The 17,126-nt window shown below is 36.3% G+C and carries 18 protein-coding genes and 1 pseudogene; 17 read left to right on the forward strand and 2 right to left on the reverse strand.

From position 1 onward, the window contains the following. The first annotated feature begins 56 nt into the window (after positions 1-56). The 13 genes from gspE (at position 57) to gshA (ending at position 11,652) form a co-directional block, all read left to right on the forward strand. Positions 57-1,565: a type II secretion system ATPase GspE gene (gene gspE, locus CCS41_RS13045; protein ID WP_072550598.1), complete on the forward strand. Its 1,509-nt coding sequence runs from the start codon at positions 57-59 to the stop codon at positions 1,563-1,565. Beyond that, positions 1,552-2,757 (forward strand): type II secretion system inner membrane protein GspF, encoded by a 1,206-nt coding sequence (gene gspF, locus CCS41_RS13050; RefSeq protein WP_119797676.1) that lies wholly within the window; start codon positions 1,552-1,554, stop codon positions 2,755-2,757. The genes gspE and gspF overlap by 14 nt, the downstream gene beginning before the upstream one ends. Before the next feature lie 169 nt (positions 2,758-2,926). Further along, positions 2,927-3,376 (forward strand): type II secretion system major pseudopilin GspG, encoded by a 450-nt coding sequence (gene gspG / locus CCS41_RS13055; protein ID WP_119797677.1) that lies wholly within the window; start codon positions 2,927-2,929, stop codon positions 3,374-3,376. A gap of 2 nt (positions 3,377-3,378) precedes the next feature. Next, positions 3,379-3,912 (forward strand): pilus assembly FimT family protein, encoded by a 534-nt coding sequence (locus tag CCS41_RS13060; protein ID WP_119797678.1) that lies wholly within the window; start codon positions 3,379-3,381, stop codon positions 3,910-3,912. A 17-nt stretch (positions 3,913-3,929) separates the two neighbouring features. Continuing rightward, on the forward strand, positions 3,930-4,295 hold the full coding sequence (gene gspI, locus CCS41_RS13065; RefSeq protein ID WP_072550600.1) for a type II secretion system minor pseudopilin GspI: 366 nt from the start codon (positions 3,930-3,932) through the stop codon (positions 4,293-4,295). Beyond that, positions 4,292-4,888: a type II secretion system minor pseudopilin GspJ gene (gene gspJ / locus CCS41_RS13070; RefSeq protein WP_072550601.1), complete on the forward strand. Its 597-nt coding sequence runs from the start codon at positions 4,292-4,294 to the stop codon at positions 4,886-4,888. The genes gspI and gspJ overlap by 4 nt, the downstream gene beginning before the upstream one ends. Before the next feature lie 133 nt (positions 4,889-5,021). Beyond that, positions 5,022-5,840 carry a type II secretion system protein GspK gene (locus tag CCS41_RS13075; protein WP_072550602.1) on the forward strand — a complete coding sequence of 273 codons (819 nt, stop codon included), beginning with the start codon at positions 5,022-5,024 and terminating at the stop codon, positions 5,838-5,840. A 4-nt stretch (positions 5,841-5,844) separates the two neighbouring features. Then, positions 5,845-7,047 carry a type II secretion system protein GspL gene (gene gspL, locus CCS41_RS13080; protein WP_162860084.1) on the forward strand — a complete coding sequence of 401 codons (1,203 nt, stop codon included), beginning with the start codon at positions 5,845-5,847 and terminating at the stop codon, positions 7,045-7,047. Then, positions 7,022-7,528, forward strand: coding sequence for a type II secretion system protein GspM (gene gspM, locus CCS41_RS13085; protein ID WP_072550604.1), 507 nt, complete (start codon positions 7,022-7,024; stop codon positions 7,526-7,528). Before gspL ends, gspM begins: the two co-directional genes overlap by 26 nt. 26 nt (positions 7,529-7,554) lie before the next feature. Further along, positions 7,555-8,394, forward strand: coding sequence for a prepilin peptidase (locus tag CCS41_RS13090; RefSeq protein ID WP_240313779.1), 840 nt, complete (start codon positions 7,555-7,557; stop codon positions 8,392-8,394). Between the two features lie 435 nt (positions 8,395-8,829). Next, the gene (locus tag CCS41_RS13095) at positions 8,830-9,483 is read left to right on the forward strand and encodes a winged helix-turn-helix domain-containing protein (RefSeq protein ID WP_072550606.1); all 654 of its coding nucleotides are present in this window, start codon (positions 8,830-8,832) and stop codon (positions 9,481-9,483) included. Next, complete coding sequence (locus CCS41_RS13100) at positions 9,468-9,959, forward strand: hypothetical protein (RefSeq protein ID WP_083429621.1); 492 nt, start codon at positions 9,468-9,470, stop codon at positions 9,957-9,959. Before CCS41_RS13095 ends, CCS41_RS13100 begins: the two co-directional genes overlap by 16 nt. Before the next feature lie 127 nt (positions 9,960-10,086). After that, on the forward strand, positions 10,087-11,652 hold the full coding sequence (gshA, locus tag CCS41_RS13105) for a glutamate--cysteine ligase (protein WP_072550607.1): 1,566 nt from the start codon (positions 10,087-10,089) through the stop codon (positions 11,650-11,652). A 221-nt stretch (positions 11,653-11,873) separates the two neighbouring features. Here the strand turns inward: gshA and slyD are convergent. Together slyD and zapG are read right to left on the reverse strand one after the other, a co-directional pair. Then, positions 11,874-12,377: pseudogene (gene slyD / locus CCS41_RS13110) on the reverse strand (peptidylprolyl isomerase); the annotation flags it as partial. Positions 12,378-12,622: 245 nt separating this feature from the next. Beyond that, positions 12,623-12,982: a Z-ring associated protein ZapG gene (gene zapG, locus CCS41_RS13115; RefSeq protein WP_072550608.1), complete on the reverse strand. Its 360-nt coding sequence runs from the start codon at positions 12,980-12,982 to the stop codon at positions 12,623-12,625. 263 nt (positions 12,983-13,245) lie between these two features. Between zapG and zapE the strand changes: the two genes are divergently transcribed. The 4 genes from zapE to sspA all read left to right on the forward strand — a co-directional run bounded on the left by zapE (position 13,246) and on the right by sspA (position 17,121). Further along, a complete protein-coding gene (gene zapE, locus CCS41_RS13120; protein ID WP_072550617.1) occupies positions 13,246-14,388 on the forward strand; it encodes a cell division protein ZapE in 1,143 nt (380 codons plus the stop codon). 1,089 nt (positions 14,389-15,477) lie between these two features. After that, positions 15,478-15,906, forward strand: a complete 429-nt coding sequence (gene rplM, locus CCS41_RS13130) for a 50S ribosomal protein L13 (RefSeq protein WP_083429623.1) — start codon at positions 15,478-15,480, stop codon at positions 15,904-15,906. Positions 15,907-15,920: 14 nt separating this feature from the next. Then, the gene (gene rpsI / locus CCS41_RS13135; RefSeq protein ID WP_072550609.1) at positions 15,921-16,313 is read left to right on the forward strand and encodes a 30S ribosomal protein S9; all 393 of its coding nucleotides are present in this window, start codon (positions 15,921-15,923) and stop codon (positions 16,311-16,313) included. A 163-nt stretch (positions 16,314-16,476) separates the two neighbouring features. Continuing rightward, on the forward strand, positions 16,477-17,121 hold the full coding sequence (gene sspA, locus CCS41_RS13140; RefSeq protein WP_072550610.1) for a stringent starvation protein SspA: 645 nt from the start codon (positions 16,477-16,479) through the stop codon (positions 17,119-17,121). The last annotated feature ends 5 nt before the right edge of the window (positions 17,122-17,126 follow it).

The raw sequence follows: 17,126 nt of genomic DNA on the forward strand, positions 1-17,126 counted from the left end.
TTTAAATAGAAATTTGCACAATACAATAGACTTTTTACAGACTCTAAGGAGATAGAATGAACACCGCAGAGATAAACCCCATTCCGCCACCACTAGCATTCAGCTGGGCTAAGGATAATGGCATAATAATTATACCTACAAAATCGGGATGCAAACTACTCTGCCGTTCTTCAGTAATGATCGATGCTTATTTAGAAGGCCGTCGGTTAGCGATTGAACCCACAGAATTCAGTCTGATAAGCGATAAAGAATTCGAAACTTGCTTACTACGCGTCTATCAACAAGACTCTATGCAAGCACGACAAATTATGGAAGATATGGGTAATGAGCTAAATTTTTATACATTGGCTGAAAAATTACCCAAAAATGATGATTTATTAGATACTTCAGATGAAGCCCCTATTATTAAATTAATCAATGCGATGCTTACAGAAGCCATTCAAGCAAAAGCCTCAGATATTCATATAGAACCCTTTGAAAATAATCTAATTATCCGTTTTCGAATTGATGGTGTATTAAAAAAAATTATTGAACCAGTGTCTCAATTAGCCTCTTTATTGGTTTCTCGTATCAAAGTCATGGCTCAATTAGATATCGCTGAAAAACGTTTACCTCAGGATGGTCGTATCGCATTACATATTGCTGGTAGAACACTAGACGTACGTATTTCTACATTACCTTCCAATCACGGTGAAAGGGTTGTAATGCGGTTACTTGATAAAAATAATATTAAATTAGACTTAAAATATTTAGGGCTAACAGCAAAAAATTATGATCTGATGATTAAATTAGTACAGCGGCCTCATGGTATCATTTTAATTACTGGCCCTACTGGTTCCGGTAAAAGTACTACTTTATATGCAGCTCTAAAGGAAATTGATTCAACAACCCACAACATAATGACCATAGAAGATCCTATAGAATTCGATTTAAATGGCATATCTCAAACTCAAGTTAATCCAAAAGTTGATATGACCTTCGCGAGAGGATTACGAGCGATACTACGACAGGATCCTGATGTGGTATTAATTGGCGAAATCCGTGATGTAGAAACAGCAAAAATAGCGGTACAAGCATCTTTAACCGGGCATTTAGTGTTATCTACTTTACATACCAATAGCACTGTTGGTGCTATCACTCGCTTGCATGATATGGGGATCGAACCTTTTATGCTATCAAGTTCATTACTGGCTATTATGTCACAACGGCTAGTACGGACACTCTGTTTATTTTGTCGAAAGCAGCATATATTAATACCAGAGAATATTAAATCACTGGGTGTTAATTATCATGGTATTTCATTTTCTGGCTATCAAGCAGTAGGCTGCCAAAAGTGTAATTTTAGTGGTTATCAAGGCAGAATTGGAATTCATGAATTATCTATAATAGATGATGAAGTACGGGAAGCCATTTATCATGGAAGAGGAGAAGTTGAATTAAAAAAATTAGTTAAGAATAAAACTCTCAGCATTCAGTATGACGCGTTAGAAAAAATTATTGCTGGTATCACCAGTATTGAAGAAGTACTCAGGATCATCAAGGAAGACATCAATGAATATCTTTAAATATTATGCAACTGACAAATCTGGTAATAAATACAAGGGAAGTATAGAAGCTGAGACAGCCAGACAAGCTCGCCACCTGTTACGTAAACAAGGCATGTTATTATTAAGTATTAAAAAAAATAATAGCCGTTTCTTATATCCCACCCTATTTATACGTCAGATAAACTATACTGATTTAGCGTTTATCACTCGACAATTAGCGGTACTCATCACCGCTTCTATACCTATTGAAGAAGCATTACGAACAATATCAAAACAAAGTGAAAAAAAAATACTGATTGTACTGCTAGACAAAATAAGAAATAAGATCATTGCAGGATATTCTTTTTCCCATGCAATCGCATCATATCCGCAAACGTTTAATCCAACTTACCAGGCAATGGTTTTAGCTGGAGAAAAATCAGGTCACTTAGGAAGTGTACTTAACCGTTTATCTGATCATATTGAACAATCACAAAAGATAAAAAATAAAATAACACATGCATTGATCTACCCTTGTCTACTTATTACGGTTTCCATTGCTATTATTGCTATTTTACTTACTTTCGTCATGCCGCAAGTTATCGAACAATTTGTCTATATGAAAAAAACTCTGCCGCTAGCAACCCGTGTTCTAATCACGATAAATAATAAAATACACGATTATGGCTTCATTTTTATTTTGATCGTTATTAGCAATATTTTATTGTTACAAAAATTATTACAACGTCCATCATGGAAAATACAATGGCATCGTTATTATTTACGCTTGCCCTTATTAGGAAAGCTGAGCATAAAATTAAATACAGCACGTTATACTAGAACACTCTCCATACTTAATAGTAATGGTGTCCCATTGCTAACAGCGATGTCTATTAGCGCCTCAGTATCATCTAATATTTATGCAAGTAGACAGTTATCAAAATCTACAGAATTAATTCGCGAAGGTAATAGTCTTTCAGCAGTATTAAAAAAAAGTCAACTATTTTCACCTATAGTCATACATATGATTTCATCAGGTGAAAGTAGTGGTCAAATAAATAATATGTTAGAACGAGTGGCTAAGATACAAGAGAAAGAGTTTTCTCATCAAATAGAAATAATTATGACATTGTTCGAACCTTTATTAATAATTATTATGGCAGCATTGATATTATTTATTATTTTATCTATCTTACAGCCTATCATGGATCTTAATACGTTAATGGCTTAATTTTTTATCCATTAGATCTCTTGCGAAATTTCAAAGAGTGACATAAAGTCAAAATATCCTAAGATTTCCTTATTAAATATACATACTAATAAATGAGCATTTTTAAAACAACGAAAAATCCAGTTCACAGAATAGATTTCACAAGCGATCGATTTGTAGGAAAAATATTATGTATATACCCCATCAAAAAGAAACAGGATTTACTTTATTAGAAATAATGGTTGTCATGGTAATATTGGGTTTATTAGCGGGTTTAACTATACCTAATTTGATGAGTAATAAAATAACGGCAGATTATCAAAAGGCGAGAAGTGATATTACCATTTTTGAAAACGCCTTAGACATGTATAAACTAGATAATCAATATTTCCCATCCAATGATCAGGGGTTAACTGCACTGGTATTAAAACCGAAAGTGCCACCGTTTCCTAAAAATTATCGCCAGGACGGTTATATTCGCCGTTTACCTCGTGATCCTTGGGGGGAAAATTATCAAATTAGAAATCCAGGAAAGCATAATCTTATTGATGTTTTCTCATCAGGCCCCGATAGAATAATAGATACCAGTGATGATATTGGTAATTGGATCGTCACAACAGGTGAACGAGAGGAAAATTAATCATGCAGAAACAGCAAGGTTTTACATTGCTGGAAATAATACTCGTGATAACATTACTCGTGGGACTAACTTATTTCGCTTTAATGACGATGCCGAACCAAACAAATAATGTCGTCTTGGAAAGCCAGCGTCTAGTATCTGCTTTACAGTTTGTCATACAACGAAGTGAGTTAGAAAGACATATTTTTTCTTTACAGTTATCCCAGCATGAATGGAAATTGTTAACGCTTTGCAACTCTGACTGCAAAAATAAAAAAATAGTACAAAAAAGTGTAATTTGGCCAGAAAATTTCTGGATCCAGACGTATCAAAAACAATATCCATTACACAAAATATTACCGAATAATATACGTATGCAACTGTACATTGATAATAAAAAAATAAAAGTAAGTACTCATATGGATACCAATGTTAATCCGATAATTATTTTTTTTCCTGGAGGCGAAAATAATATATTTACTATAGAACTGATCGATGAAGATACAAATACTACAATAACAATAAATTATGATAATAATAAAATTCTTTCCATGTAGAATAGATAATTAACGGGATGAAAAAAAATCAGGGTATGACATTATTAGAAGTGATGGTTGCTTTAGTTATTTTTTCTATCGCAGGGCTAACGATTGTCACTGCTATCAGTGAAGAGCTACGAGGGCTTAACAGACTAGAAGAACGTATATATGCATCCTGGATCGCAGAAAATATATTGGTAGAAATAAAACTTAATAATTACCCGCCCAAATATATATGGAGTAGTGGAAATAATGAGCTAGCGGGTCAACAATGGTATTGGCGCTGGCGGGGTGGGGAATCAACCAATAAAGATCTTATTTTGGTTACTATAGAAATACGTAAAGAGATAACAAATTTACAACCAGACTTTATTTTAATAGGCTACGCGGTAAAAAGATGAAAAACACCTATTTATATGGTTTCACATTATTAGAAATGTTATTGGCAATGGCGATATTTTCCATAATGAATCTTACTGCGTATCAGGTTTTGCGAACCACATTCAAAAGTTCAGAAATATTTATACAAAAATCAACGAGATTAGTTAATATTCAACGAGCCATAGGATTTTTGGAGCGAGATATAACCCATGCGATCATCCTGCTGTCTGGATCAGATAATTTTTCCGTTAAGTCTGAAAAACTTTACAGTGGCGAGAACAGTATTGATTTAATACGGAATAATCGGTTTAACCCGGCTGGGCTATTCCCGCGTTCTAATCTTGAAAGAGTGAGGTATCGAATTAAAAATAATACATTAGAACGTGTAAGTTATCGTTATCCCGATAATTTATCAAATGACCAGCCAAATGTTACGACTATATTGCGCAATGTGCTGGATTTCCAGCTGAAATTTTATCATAGGAAGCAATGGATAGAAAAATGGGATCACCCAAGCATGATGCCTAAAGGCGTTGCAGTGATTTTGCAACTTGAAAATATGCATATCATCAGGAAAATGATGATACTAACAGCTCAGGAAGCGGTTCAATGAGACAGAGGGGTATTGCCTTACTAATTATATTATTTATTTTGCTTTTAATGAGTATACCAGCTATTAATATTAATCAGAATTGGTTACATATTTTTTTTATGACCGCCACTCTACAGGTTCAGCAACAAGATAAATGGATATTATTAGGTGCAGAAACCGTATTAAGAAAATTGTTAATTTCGGTAAAAAAAATAGTAATATTCAACAATGGGTAAATAAAAAACAATATATTTATCTTGATGATGCAATTATTAGTGTTAACTTATTCAATGATAGTGCTTGTTTTAATATCAATGCTCTCTACAATTCCAATTTTGATGAGAGAATTCAAGAGTCTTATCATCCAGAAGAAGTTTTTAAAAATTTACTTATCTATAATGGTGTTCATCATCAGAAAGCAAATGAAATTATGTCATTAATATTAAACAGGAAGCGTTCAAATAATAGCAGGTTAAATAAAAAACAAAAACAGAGTAACAATAATAAAGTCAAGCTAGCTCCGGTGATAACAAATAGGTTGTTCCAAGATATCACGGAGTTACGCATGTTACCTTATATCGACAAATATATCTTTAATCGACTAAAAGGGATCCTTTGTGCACTACCTGATGATAAATTTAATATCAATACATTAAATCCACTACATAGTCAATTATTGGTTTCATTTTTTCCTAAGATAATAGATAAAGCACGCGCATTAGAAATTATAAATATGAAACCTACATCAGGTTGGCATAATGTAGATGCATTTATCGACCATTTATTATTGAATAATAATGAACTCGCCAAGTTTAAAAAAAATATAACTACATTGTTAACGATAGAAGAAATTTATTTTCATGCCATTATGTGGATTGAAAAAAATGGCAATTACTTCCGTATGAAGAGTACATTTAAAGTTACATCACAAGGTGTTGAAGTAATACAACGGCAATATGGAATAAATGAGTAATTCGATGGAAAAAACAAAATCAATAATAACAGGAAAGTTGGTTATTCGCTTAGGTAAAAGTGAAGATAAACCTATTTATTGGAGCATCATCATACCTGAAAAAAAAGGAAATGATAAACACGGATGTTTTAAAAATATACACGAATTAATACAATTATCTAAATATGCACATTATCGAACTATGATATTAGCACCTGCTGATTGTATTATTTTTCGTCGTATTTCATTTGTAAGAAAAGTGAATATAAAGTCTATTCCTTATCTATTAGAAGAATTTATAGCCACTGATGCTGAACAATTACACATTATAAAATTACAGCAACAAGGAAAAGATTTTTTTATCGCAGCTATAGAGAAAAGTTTAATCCATCAATGGCTACAATGGTTAAAATCTGCTAAGCTTTCAGCTGATAGCCTAATTCCTGATATCCTCGCGTTACCTTCATTTGATGATGCTTGGACGGCAATAAAACTTGATCAGCAATGGCTAATCAGAAAAGATCAGGTATCGGGTTTTTTAATCAATTCATCTGACTTTAACCAACTGATTCCTCATGTTATTCATCCTAAAACTATTCATACTTTTAGTACACAAGAAAAAAGTGATATTCACTGGATATCTCATCCTTCTATCGAGCCGATACTTTTACTAGCAGAAAATGTAGATTCTGTAAAAATTAATTTTTTACAAGGTGAATTTATAGCTCATAGTAAAAAGAAAAAATATATCGACGAATTCTGTAGATTATCGTTGATAATTTTTATTTTTTTTGTGATTTTTTTCTCAAGACTGATTTTTGATGGTTATAAGAATAATCAACATGCAGAATATATTAACAATAAATCACTTGATTATTATAACATGATCAACCCAGTAGCGAATAATATTACCAATATCAATCTAGCTGATAAAAAATATCTTTCTGTTTTAAAAGAAAGATATCCGTGTTCTATTTTTATGCAGTTGATGGCAAAAATTAATTTACCTTTGTTAGCCGAACCCCTAGTAAATATTACTGAAATTGAATTCAATCAAGATGAAAAAAAATTAGGGGTTAGATTTAATCTTATAGATAAAGATATAATTAGTCAATTAGCTTCCCATTTTGGCAAAAACTTTAGCATTGAAGTGGATAACAGAAAAGGTAATAATTTTAATTTATCCCTTTTTAAGGAACAGTATGAAGAAAATAAAAAATTTGATTGATCAAGTTAATACATTATCTTTTAAAGTAAAATCACTGGTAGTATTATTTATCTTTTTATTAACGATAATGGTTCTTTATTATCTTTTATTATTGCCGGCATTAAAATATAAAGAACAAAGTATTTATCAATTTACACAGGCAAATAATACTATGTTATCTATAGTTAGCTTGGGAAAAGAAATAATGATGCTCAAGTCAGTTTTACCTGAAGAAAATAACAATATAGAAGATATTAATGTTATCGTAAGACGTATAACTAATGATAGAAAAATATATTTTACACTTATCGATGAACAGGCTAACAATATTCATATAAGAATAAATAATGTGCTCTTAAACGAATTGTTAATGTTATTAATTGATCTGGAAATAATTTATGGTATTAGCGTGCATAAAATAAACATAATTAAAAATATGAAACAAAACGACAATGTCCTGGTTAGCTCGCTTCTATTAACCAGATTTCATACAGGCAAATAATTTTTATGTGGTTCTATAAGGAAATCATGATGACTGAATACTATTTTTACGGATATTTTATTTTTTTTATTATTTTGGGTTCATGTGTTGGTAGCTTTTTAAATATAATAATATATCGTACTCCTATTATTTTACGTAATAAATGGGATAAAGAAATAGGTCTGTTAAATGATAACACCCATGATCTCGATATAAAAAAATATAATTTATTTATTCCTTGTTCTTCATGCCCTCATTGTCAGAAAAAAATACCGCTAATCTATAATATTCCCATTTTAGGATGGTTATATCTCAGAGGAAAAAGTAAATGCTGTAATAATAAAATCAGTTTACATTATCCTATTGTAGAAATGTTAACCGCGATACTTACCGTTCTTATTATGATGAATTACAATGATGGATGGAGACAACTTGCCGCATTACTATTGACTTGGTCATTAGTTGTTCTCGCATTTATTGATTTAAACGAAAAGATATTACCCGATTGTATAACTCTACCTTTACTTTGCGGCGGTTTATTATTGAACCTGAATCATATGTTTAGTTCTTTACATTCCGCAGTCATCGGATCGGTTTTAGGCTATCTATTTTTTTGGTTGACCTATTGGTTTATGAAGATGTTAACAGGTAAAGAGACCATGGGATACGGTGATTTTAAATTAATGGCAGCATTAGGAGCCTGGTTCGGTTGGGAAGTTATTCCATTGTTGACATTTATTTCTTCTTCTTTAGGTATTATCTATTATATTACATTGCGATTATTCAAAAAAGAAATGAAACAATCCATTGCATTCGGCCCTTTCTTGGCAATATCTGGAGTGACATTTTTATTTTTTCAACAAAATTTAAATTATTTTTTATATTGATGAAATAGAGAGTCAAAAATTACAGACTGTTTAAAAATAATCCATTGATCTTAAGTTAGTGCTATCTTAAAAGATAAATTATTTTTTCTTAAAACTGCATGAATTAATCCATTATAAATTTAAGTTTTATCTTGGTAATTCTTAACTAGTTTATATTTTATAACTTTGTTTACAATACGTTTTTTAATTTTTTGATTTTTTATCAATTTTAGTGACTTAACTGTTGATCAGTTAAATATTTCTTTGGTTTCTTACCAACTTATTGTATTTTCTTATCAGTTAACTCGATTAATTTTTTCCGTTGATTGTCATTGCAGATACGTAGCTCAAGGCGATTGTCTAAAAAATGTTTAAAATAGCGAAAAATAGCTCAGATGACATTAGAGAATACGGGAAAAATATATTATGTTCTCCTCAGCTAAGCGGATAAATAAAATGGATAAAATATTTATTGGAGATGTTTCTTTTACCCCAAGAATTCGTACTATTGAAAAAGAGGGTAAAGAAGTGAAACTAAGAAATAAGGAGTCTGAGATTCTTACTTTGCTCTATGAAAATTATCCACATCCTGTTTCACGACAGCAAATAGAGCAGTCTATATGGGCGGGAAGCTATGTTACTGAAAATACGCTAACACAAACAATTAGCAATTTACGTAATGCCATTAATGATAAGAACCATGAAGTTATTATCACCATCCCTAAAAAAGGCTATTGCTTAACTCTAGAGCCGAAAACGATATATACCGAGGATTTAAAGATACCAGAAAGACCGACAGATCTCATCGAAAAATCGGAACGGGTACTCACTTTTAATACACTTTCTTTTTCTACATGGTTAATCGGTACTGGTATTTTTTTACTTGTTTTTTTATTGTCATTTCTATTATTTTTTGACAGAAATCAGATTAATGTTTTTCATTTTAAACCGCAAAACTTACCTATCACGATTAATTTAGATAAAGATATTGATGCTGAATTTTTACATACTTATAAGAAACCACCGTATCTATTATTAAAGAAAAATAGTGATAATAGTTATTTAGTCTGTAAACCCTATAAAGGTGGATTGACATGCCTAAGAAAATAATTTTCTTCTACCTCACTGCTATTGGTTCTGGCTGTCTGTTGGGCATATTTTTTGGTATCTTGCATGCTTATTACAATCCAATGTATCAACTAAGTGGATATTGGAAGAATAACTATTTTCTCTCCACGCAAAATGGCCAATATCATATTAATTCCCGTGTCAGCATTATGGGCCAAGTAATAAAATTTTCTTCTGATGTGTATGATGAACAAGCCATGCTTAAAGTAAGTAGAAATTTATTTTATCGTGTTGTTGATATCAAGAATAATACATTTGAAAGAGAAATTATTTCAATGACACCGAATGATATAGATGATGAGGTTCTTAATCTGTTACTAAAGAATCCTATTTTTATCAGCCGCCCTACATTCTATGTCTTAGATAATAAAACTATTTTATTAGAGTTGTCACAGAGTCATATATTAGCCAGTGTCAGATTACTAAAACGTAGTGACAGGGTCCCCTTCGCTGAATAGATTTCGAAACAACTTACCAGGCTAAACTATATTGACAATGATGACATTACAACGCATTGTTTAGTGATAGTATTCTTAGAACCTCAGTATGCTAACGCATCCTGATTTTTTGTAGCAGGAGGCCAATTTGACCCCGGATGTATCGCAAGCGCTTTCCTGGTTGGAAGCAAACCCTGAAGTATTACAAGGGATCCGTCGTGGTGTTGAACGGGAAACATTAAGAATTACTGCCGATGGGCACTTAGCAGAAACCACACATGCAGCATCTTTGGGTGCCGCATTGACGCATCGGTGGATCACCACTGATTTTGCTGAAGCCATGCTAGAGTTTATTACCCCCGTTGATACCGATATTGACCATCTGCTCATTTTTTTACGTGATCTTCATCGCTACACAGCACGTAAACTGGGTGATGAAAATATGTGGCCGTTGAGTATGCCCTGTTTTATCAAAGCGCAACAAAACATTAAACCTGCCACCTATGGTTCTTCAAATATAGGTCGTTTTAAAGCTTTGTATCGCGAGGGTTTGAAGAATCGTTATGGCGCTTTGATGCAAACCATCTCTGGCGTTCATTATAATTTCTCTTTACCGCTGATATTCTGGCAGAAAAGGGTCGGCATTGCCGATGAAAAAAGTGGTAAAGAAGAAATTTCAGCCGGTTATTTCCGTCTAATCCGTAACTATCATCGTTTCGGTTGGGTTATTCCCTATTTATTTGGTGCTTCACCCGCAATTTGTCCTTCATTCCTTGAAGGAAGAGAAACCTCATTGGCTTTTAAATATCAAAATGGCCTCTGCTATCTGCCATATGCCACCTCTTTGCGTTTAAGCGATTTAGGGTATAACAATAAATCACAAAGCAATCTGGTGGTTCTTTACAACGATCTAGTGAGTTATGTCGAGGGGTTAAAGCGTGCTATTAGTACACCTTCAGCAACATTCGCGGCTTTGGAGTTGCAAAAAAATACAGATTATCTGCAACTCAATACTAATGTGTTACAGATAGAAAATGAATTATACGCACCCATTCGGCCTAAAAGGGTCACCAGAACAGGCGAATCACCGTCCGATGCTTTGTTACACAGTGGTATTGAATACATTGAAGTGCGCTCATTAGATATCAATCCTTTCTCACCCATTGGGGTTGAAGCTGTGCAAATTCGTTTTCTCGATTTGTTTCTAATCTGGTGTGCGTTGGTCGATGTACCAGAAATGAGCGCTGATGAGTTGCTCGGTACGCGTAAAAATTGGAACAGAGTGATCCTAGAAGGACGTAAACCAGAGCAGACTGTTGATATGGGTTGTGCAGTAGAGCAACCGCTGAATGGAGTGGGTAAAATTTTGTTTGCCGATTTACGGCGCATCGCGAGAGTCTTGGATGGCAAGGATAATCAGGCGTATCAGCAGGTTTGTGATGAGTTGGTTGCGTATTTTGATAATCCGGATCTGACCTATTCTGCCCGCATTTTATGTAAACTACAGCAGAAAAAGCAAGAAAATAGAACAAGTAATCCAGGTCTAGATTTGGCAAAACACTATCGTAAAATGTTACAGAATGAACCACTTCAACTCCTTACCGAAAAGCAACTATCTGATGAGCATCATGCTTCGTTGCAAAGACAGCATGAACTAGAACAAGAAGATGAACTCGACTTTGAAAGATATCTTCTGCGCTATACGGATCGTTAAAAAAAGAAAGGCCACATACTTGTGGCCAAATGAACATCTCAATAACAAGGATGATAATAACGAATGCGTGTCTTGCACATACTATGACGTGCGTGAGGTAAAGAAGTTCCTCTAATCGAAAAAAAATGTTAGGTCAGCAACATAGGATCCAAATCACGTCGTCGCAGCACTCGCTGTGGTTTTGCAAAAGGTCTATTGCGCAAAAAATCCTTTTAGGCACTGCAACAACTATCATCCTGCTCGTGATGATGGTGTGCACCATGAACGTGTCCATGTTGCAGCTCCTGCTCAGACGCCTGACGAATGGCGAGCACTTCAACCTTGAAACTTAAATTTTGACCTGCCAGCATATGGTTACCATCGACCACCACATGTTCATCTTCCACTGTGGTGATTTCTACCGGAATCTGACCTTGATCGGTCTCCGCCAAAAAACGCATCCCCACCTCTAGATCCAGTCCTTCATCATCCATAAAAACTTTTTTCTCCACACGCTGAACCAGCTCTTCACTATAAGCACCATAAGCATCATATGCTTTGAGGTAGACATCAAAACGATCACCCACTTGATGACCTTCGAGCGCTTTTTCCAACCCGATAAGCAACGAGCCATGCCCGTGTAAATATTCCAATGGTTCGCTTAGAGTGGACTCATGAACTAGAACATCCTCTTCAGTACGGACCTGGTAAGCCAAGCTAACAACCAAATCTTTTTCTACTTTCATCAACATAAAATGACTCCTTTAACAATAGACTTCTTGCAAAACCGTAGTGAATGCTGCAAATTCAAGGCACCTAGAGCATAGGAACTACACGGTACAGGTGAATACATGAGGATTACGAGCACCAGGTAACGCAGAATTTGCAGCACGTATTTGCAAACACATAGTAGATTTTGCAAGAAGCCTAATAAAATTAGCGCATAGTGCGAGTAGGCGCGATCAAGGATCTTGGTTAAAACGGGTAACCACTAAGGGTAGTCACGTGGTGGTACTTTTATCGAAGGTTTATCCTTGTCAACTTCAGATTCAGTGATCCGGTAATGCAGAGGACTATTCTGCAAGGGCAGATCGGGCAACAGATCGTTCGAACTTTTCGCCATATGCTGATATAACTGACGATAGTCACGCGCCATATTATCGAGCAATTCAGCACTACGAGCGAAATGGCCGACCAGTTCTCGACGGTATGCTTCTAAATCTGATTTATTTTTGTCTAGTTCATTTTTCATCTTTTGTTGTTGACGCAGCTTGCTGTTGCCAAAGCGCATCACTACGGCACCAATTAACATTCCAGCGACTAACCCAATCAGCGTATACTCCCAAGTCATGGTAACTCCTTTGTTGATTTCGTTGCTCAGTAAAGTTTTTCAATAGACTTCTTGCAGGACCGTAGCAAATGCTGTGAAGTCAAGACACCTGAAGCGTAGCAACCGCAGTGTACATGCGAGTACATAAGGATTGCGAGCACCAGGTAGCACAGAATTAGCAGCACGTATTTGCAAATACGTAGTAGGTTTTGCAAGAAATCTAATTAATAATAGCCACTATAACCGCTAACCTTGTCTCAATGGAATCTTGATTGTTGATAAAAATACAACCAAATACTCTTACGTCACTTTACCAACATGCCTTGAGCATCGATGGTTTTCAGTCAGATGATATACAACACGTGGCTGTTACTCGTCTGGAAACTCTTTGTCAAGAGGTTATCCAACGCCAAGGTGTACCACAAGCGCCTGACACCTTGTATGGGCGTTTAGCTCGTTTGTTCGGTAAACAAAAATCTTCTTTGCTCAATCAACCTGTGCAAGGATTGTACATGTGGGGAGGAGTCGGTCGAGGAAAAACCTGGCTCATGGATCTGTTTTTCCGTAGCCTGCCTGGAGAACGTAAACTACGACTCCATTTTCACCGTTTTATGTTGCGGGTTCATCAGCAGCTTACCGAGTTTCAGGGGAATGAAAATCCGTTAGAAAAGGTAGCGGACGGATTTAAAGCCCAGACTGATGTGCTTTGTTTTGACGAATTTTTTGTTTCGGACATCACTGATGCCATGTTATTGGCAACGCTATTAGAAGCGCTCTTTGCCAGAGGGATCACTTTAGTCGCCACATCGAACATCCCACCGGATAATCTTTATCATAACGGTTTGCAGCGAGACCGGTTTTTACCCGCTATTGTGTTAATAAAACAATATTGTGAGGTCATGAATGTAGACGCTGGTGTTGATTATCGTCTACGTTCATTAACGTCGGCATCTTTATATTTGACACCCCTGAATCAGCAAACAGAACAAAAAATGATGCAGATTTTTATCAAACTAGCGGGGGCTGAGGGGAAAGCATCGTCCCTGTTGCAAATTAATCACCGACCAATGCATGTGATCCGTAGGGTCGAGGGAATATTAGCGGTTGATTTTTATGTTTTGTGTGAAGAAGCCCGTAGCTCTTCAGATTATGTTGTACTGTCACAACAGTATCACACAGTGTTATTACACAATGTTCCCTGTATGGTAGCTGCAGGAACAGCAGCAAATAATGAAAATCGTGCACGACGTTTTCTAGCACTGATTGATGAATTCTATGAACGTAAAGTGAAGCTTATTATCGCTGCACAAGTGCCAATGTACGAATTGTATCAAGGAGAACATCTCAAATTCGAATATCAGCGGTGCTTGTCACGTTTGCAAGAGATGCAAAGCGAAGAGTACCTCAAACTGCCACACATTCCCTGAATCCAGGATGCCGCCAACCCAATAGACTGCTTGAAAAACCTACTATGTGTTTGCAAATACTCGCTGCAAATTCTGCGTTACCTGGTGCTCGCAATCCTCATGTACTGTGTACCGTGCCGTTACTGCGCTCCAGGTGCCTTGACTTCACATAACGAACAACGGTTTTACAAGAAGTCTAATGTCAGTGTCCAATTTATGCTCTTATCTAGAAAAAAACAGTTCGATCTTTATGGTTAAGTTCTCTATAATCCCGCGACCCCGTGTTGCCAACAAAGTTTTTTTCCCAGAAACTTTACAGTAAACCTCTTGCGAAATCGTAGTTTGTTATGTAAACAAGATTAAAACACAGCGTACAATATTTAGTGACCGGTCATACCGTGTTAACCTGTGGAGAGATAGCGTGGTTACTGTATACAATAGACTTCTTGCAAAACCGTTGTTCGTTATGTGAAGTCAAGGCACCTGGAGCGCAGTAAGGTACATAAGGATTGCTAGCATTGCATAACGCCGAGTTCACACCACGCAGCAGGTTATGCAAGAGGTCTAATGAAGAGAGTAAATGAGTATGTTGAGTTGATTTCTAACGGTGTATCAGCAGGCATAACAGATTTCGAATACGCTCTTGGATTATTAGTAACAGTAGTTTGCTAAACCAGATAGTTCTGTGAACCTCAAATTTTTACACATCTGAGTGTTCACTAACATGTAACTTATTAATTGGGTAAGTGTTTAATGAAAACTTTTACAGCTAAGCCAGATACTCTTAACTGGTATGTTGTTGGTGCAGATAATAAGACTCTTGGTCGTCTCGTGAAACGGAGAACTGTCAGCAACAAGCATGATTTTGTTGACACAACTAACGTTGACGATGAGTGTGTCGTCGATGAAAGCAGCAACACTACACAGTCTTATCACTGGTATTTTGTTGATTCTAGTGGAAAAACGGTGGCTCGTATCGCAAAACCAGGCACTACAACAGACCAGGATGATTGGTCTGTTGTTAGTAAAAACGATAAAACCATCATTCACCTCACACACCCAAGAGCTGTAAAGCACGATTGGTCTGTCGTTGATGCGAATGGAGAGATTTTGGGCCGTTTGGTAGCTAAACCAGAAATTTTAGAACGTCACTGGTATGTTGTTGATGCTGCTGGTAAAACGTTGGGTCGTCTCGCAACTGAGCTGGGTCACCGCTTACGCGGGAAGCATAAAGCGGAATATACTCCACACGTTGATACTGGCGATTATATTGTCGTGCTAAACGCGGAGAAAATTACGGTAACGGGTAACAAACGCAAAGAAAAAATTTATTACCGTTACACCGGTTACGTCGGTGGTCTTAAACAAGCGACCTTTGAAGAAATGATTGCCCGCCACCCTGAGCGAGTGATTGAGATCGCGGTTAAAGGCATGTTACCGAAAGGGCCTTTGGGTCGTGAAATGTACCGTAAACTTAAAGTTTACGCAGGTAACGAGCACCAACACGCGGCACAACAACCGCAAGTTCTGAACATTTAATTGGGATTATAGTAATGGCTGAAAATCAATATTACGGCACTGGTCGTCGCAAAACTTCTTGCGCCCGCGTCTTTGCTAGACCGGGTAGCGGTAAGATCTCAATTAACCAACGTACTCTGGAGAACTACTTCGGTCGCGAAACAGCTCGTATGGTGGTGCGTCAACCGTTGAAACTTGTAGACATGGAAGAAAAATTTGACTTATACATCACGGTAAAAGGTGGTGGTATCTCAGGTCAAGCGGGGGCTATTCGTCATGGCATTACCCGTGCACTGATGAAATATGACGAATGTCTACGTGGTGCAATGCGTAGCGCCGGCTTCGTAACACGTGATTCACGTCAAGTTGAGCGTAAAAAAGTGGGTCTGCGCAAAGCACGCCGTCGCCCACAGTTTTCCAAGCGTTAATTTTTTACGGTATAAAGTTGATGCTAGAAACCCGGTATTTAATGCCGGGTTTTTTAGTCGTAATGAAATATTTTACCACCCCCACAAAACAAGCAAAATCTGGTAAACTACCGTTCGTTTGTGTGTTCATTTTCACCCTTTTTAGACTAACTTGGAGGTTTTTATGGCTGTCGCTGCCAACAAACGTTCGGTGATGACGTTGTTTTCCGGTTCGACCGACATTTCTAGCCATCAAGTACGTATCGTACTGGCGGAAAAAGGTGTTGGTATTCAAATTGAGGATGTCAACCTCGATAATCCGCCACAAGATTTGCGCGATCTCAATCCTTCTTGCACCGTTCCAACTTTGGTAGAACGAGACCTAACACTATATCCGTCCCTTAACATTCTGGAATACTTGGATGAGCGCTATCCGCATCCACCCCTGATGCCGGTTTATCCGATAGCCCGTGCCAGAAGTCGTTTGCTGATGCACGGTATAAAAAATGACTGGTATTCATTGCAAACTAAAATCGAACAGGCTAATACCCAGGAAGCAACGGCGGCACGTCAACAGTTGAGCGAAGCATTATTAGAAATTGCGCCAACGTTCAAAACATTTTCTTACTTTATGAGTCATGAATTCAGCTTGGTGGATTGCTTCCTGGCTCCATTGCTATGGCGTTTAAAGGTACTGGAAGTCGATAATTTACTAAACTGTAAAGAAAGTGCTAAAGAACTAAAAAGCTACATGAGCCGCGTTTTTGAGCGTGAAAGCTTTCTGGCCTCACTCACTGAACCTGAACGTGAAATGCGTCCAAAAGGTTAACCTGC

Source organism: Candidatus Fukatsuia symbiotica (genome assembly GCF_003122425.1).
GTDB classification, from domain to species: Bacteria; Pseudomonadota; Gammaproteobacteria; order Enterobacterales; family Enterobacteriaceae; genus Fukatsuia; species Fukatsuia symbiotica.

Coding starts and splice junctions, on each gene's coding strand:
- CCS41_RS13100 (WP_083429621.1), top strand. CDS start 9,468: ATGCCTAAGAAAATAATTTTCTTCTACCTCACTGCTATTGGTTCTGGC.
- gspJ (WP_072550601.1), top strand. CDS start 4,292: ATGAAAAACACCTATTTATATGGTTTCACATTATTAGAAATGTTATTG.
- gspI (WP_072550600.1), top strand. CDS start 3,930: ATGAAAAAAAATCAGGGTATGACATTATTAGAAGTGATGGTTGCTTTA.
- gspF (WP_119797676.1), top strand. CDS start 1,552: ATGAATATCTTTAAATATTATGCAACTGACAAATCTGGTAATAAATAC.
- CCS41_RS13075 (WP_072550602.1), top strand. CDS start 5,022: ATGGATATTATTAGGTGCAGAAACCGTATTAAGAAAATTGTTAATTTC.
- rpsI (WP_072550609.1), top strand. CDS start 15,921: ATGGCTGAAAATCAATATTACGGCACTGGTCGTCGCAAAACTTCTTGC.
- gspE (WP_072550598.1), top strand. CDS start 57: ATGAACACCGCAGAGATAAACCCCATTCCGCCACCACTAGCATTCAGC.
- gspL (WP_162860084.1), top strand. CDS start 5,845: ATGGAAAAAACAAAATCAATAATAACAGGAAAGTTGGTTATTCGCTTA.
- sspA (WP_072550610.1), top strand. CDS start 16,477: ATGGCTGTCGCTGCCAACAAACGTTCGGTGATGACGTTGTTTTCCGGT.
- CCS41_RS13060 (WP_119797678.1), top strand. CDS start 3,379: ATGCAGAAACAGCAAGGTTTTACATTGCTGGAAATAATACTCGTGATA.
- zapG (WP_072550608.1), bottom strand. CDS start 12,982: ATGACTTGGGAGTATACGCTGATTGGGTTAGTCGCTGGAATGTTAATT.
- CCS41_RS13090 (WP_240313779.1), top strand. CDS start 7,555: ATGATGACTGAATACTATTTTTACGGATATTTTATTTTTTTTATTATT.
- gspM (WP_072550604.1), top strand. CDS start 7,022: ATGAAGAAAATAAAAAATTTGATTGATCAAGTTAATACATTATCTTTT.
- CCS41_RS13095 (WP_072550606.1), top strand. CDS start 8,830: ATGGATAAAATATTTATTGGAGATGTTTCTTTTACCCCAAGAATTCGT.
- gspG (WP_119797677.1), top strand. CDS start 2,927: ATGTATATACCCCATCAAAAAGAAACAGGATTTACTTTATTAGAAATA.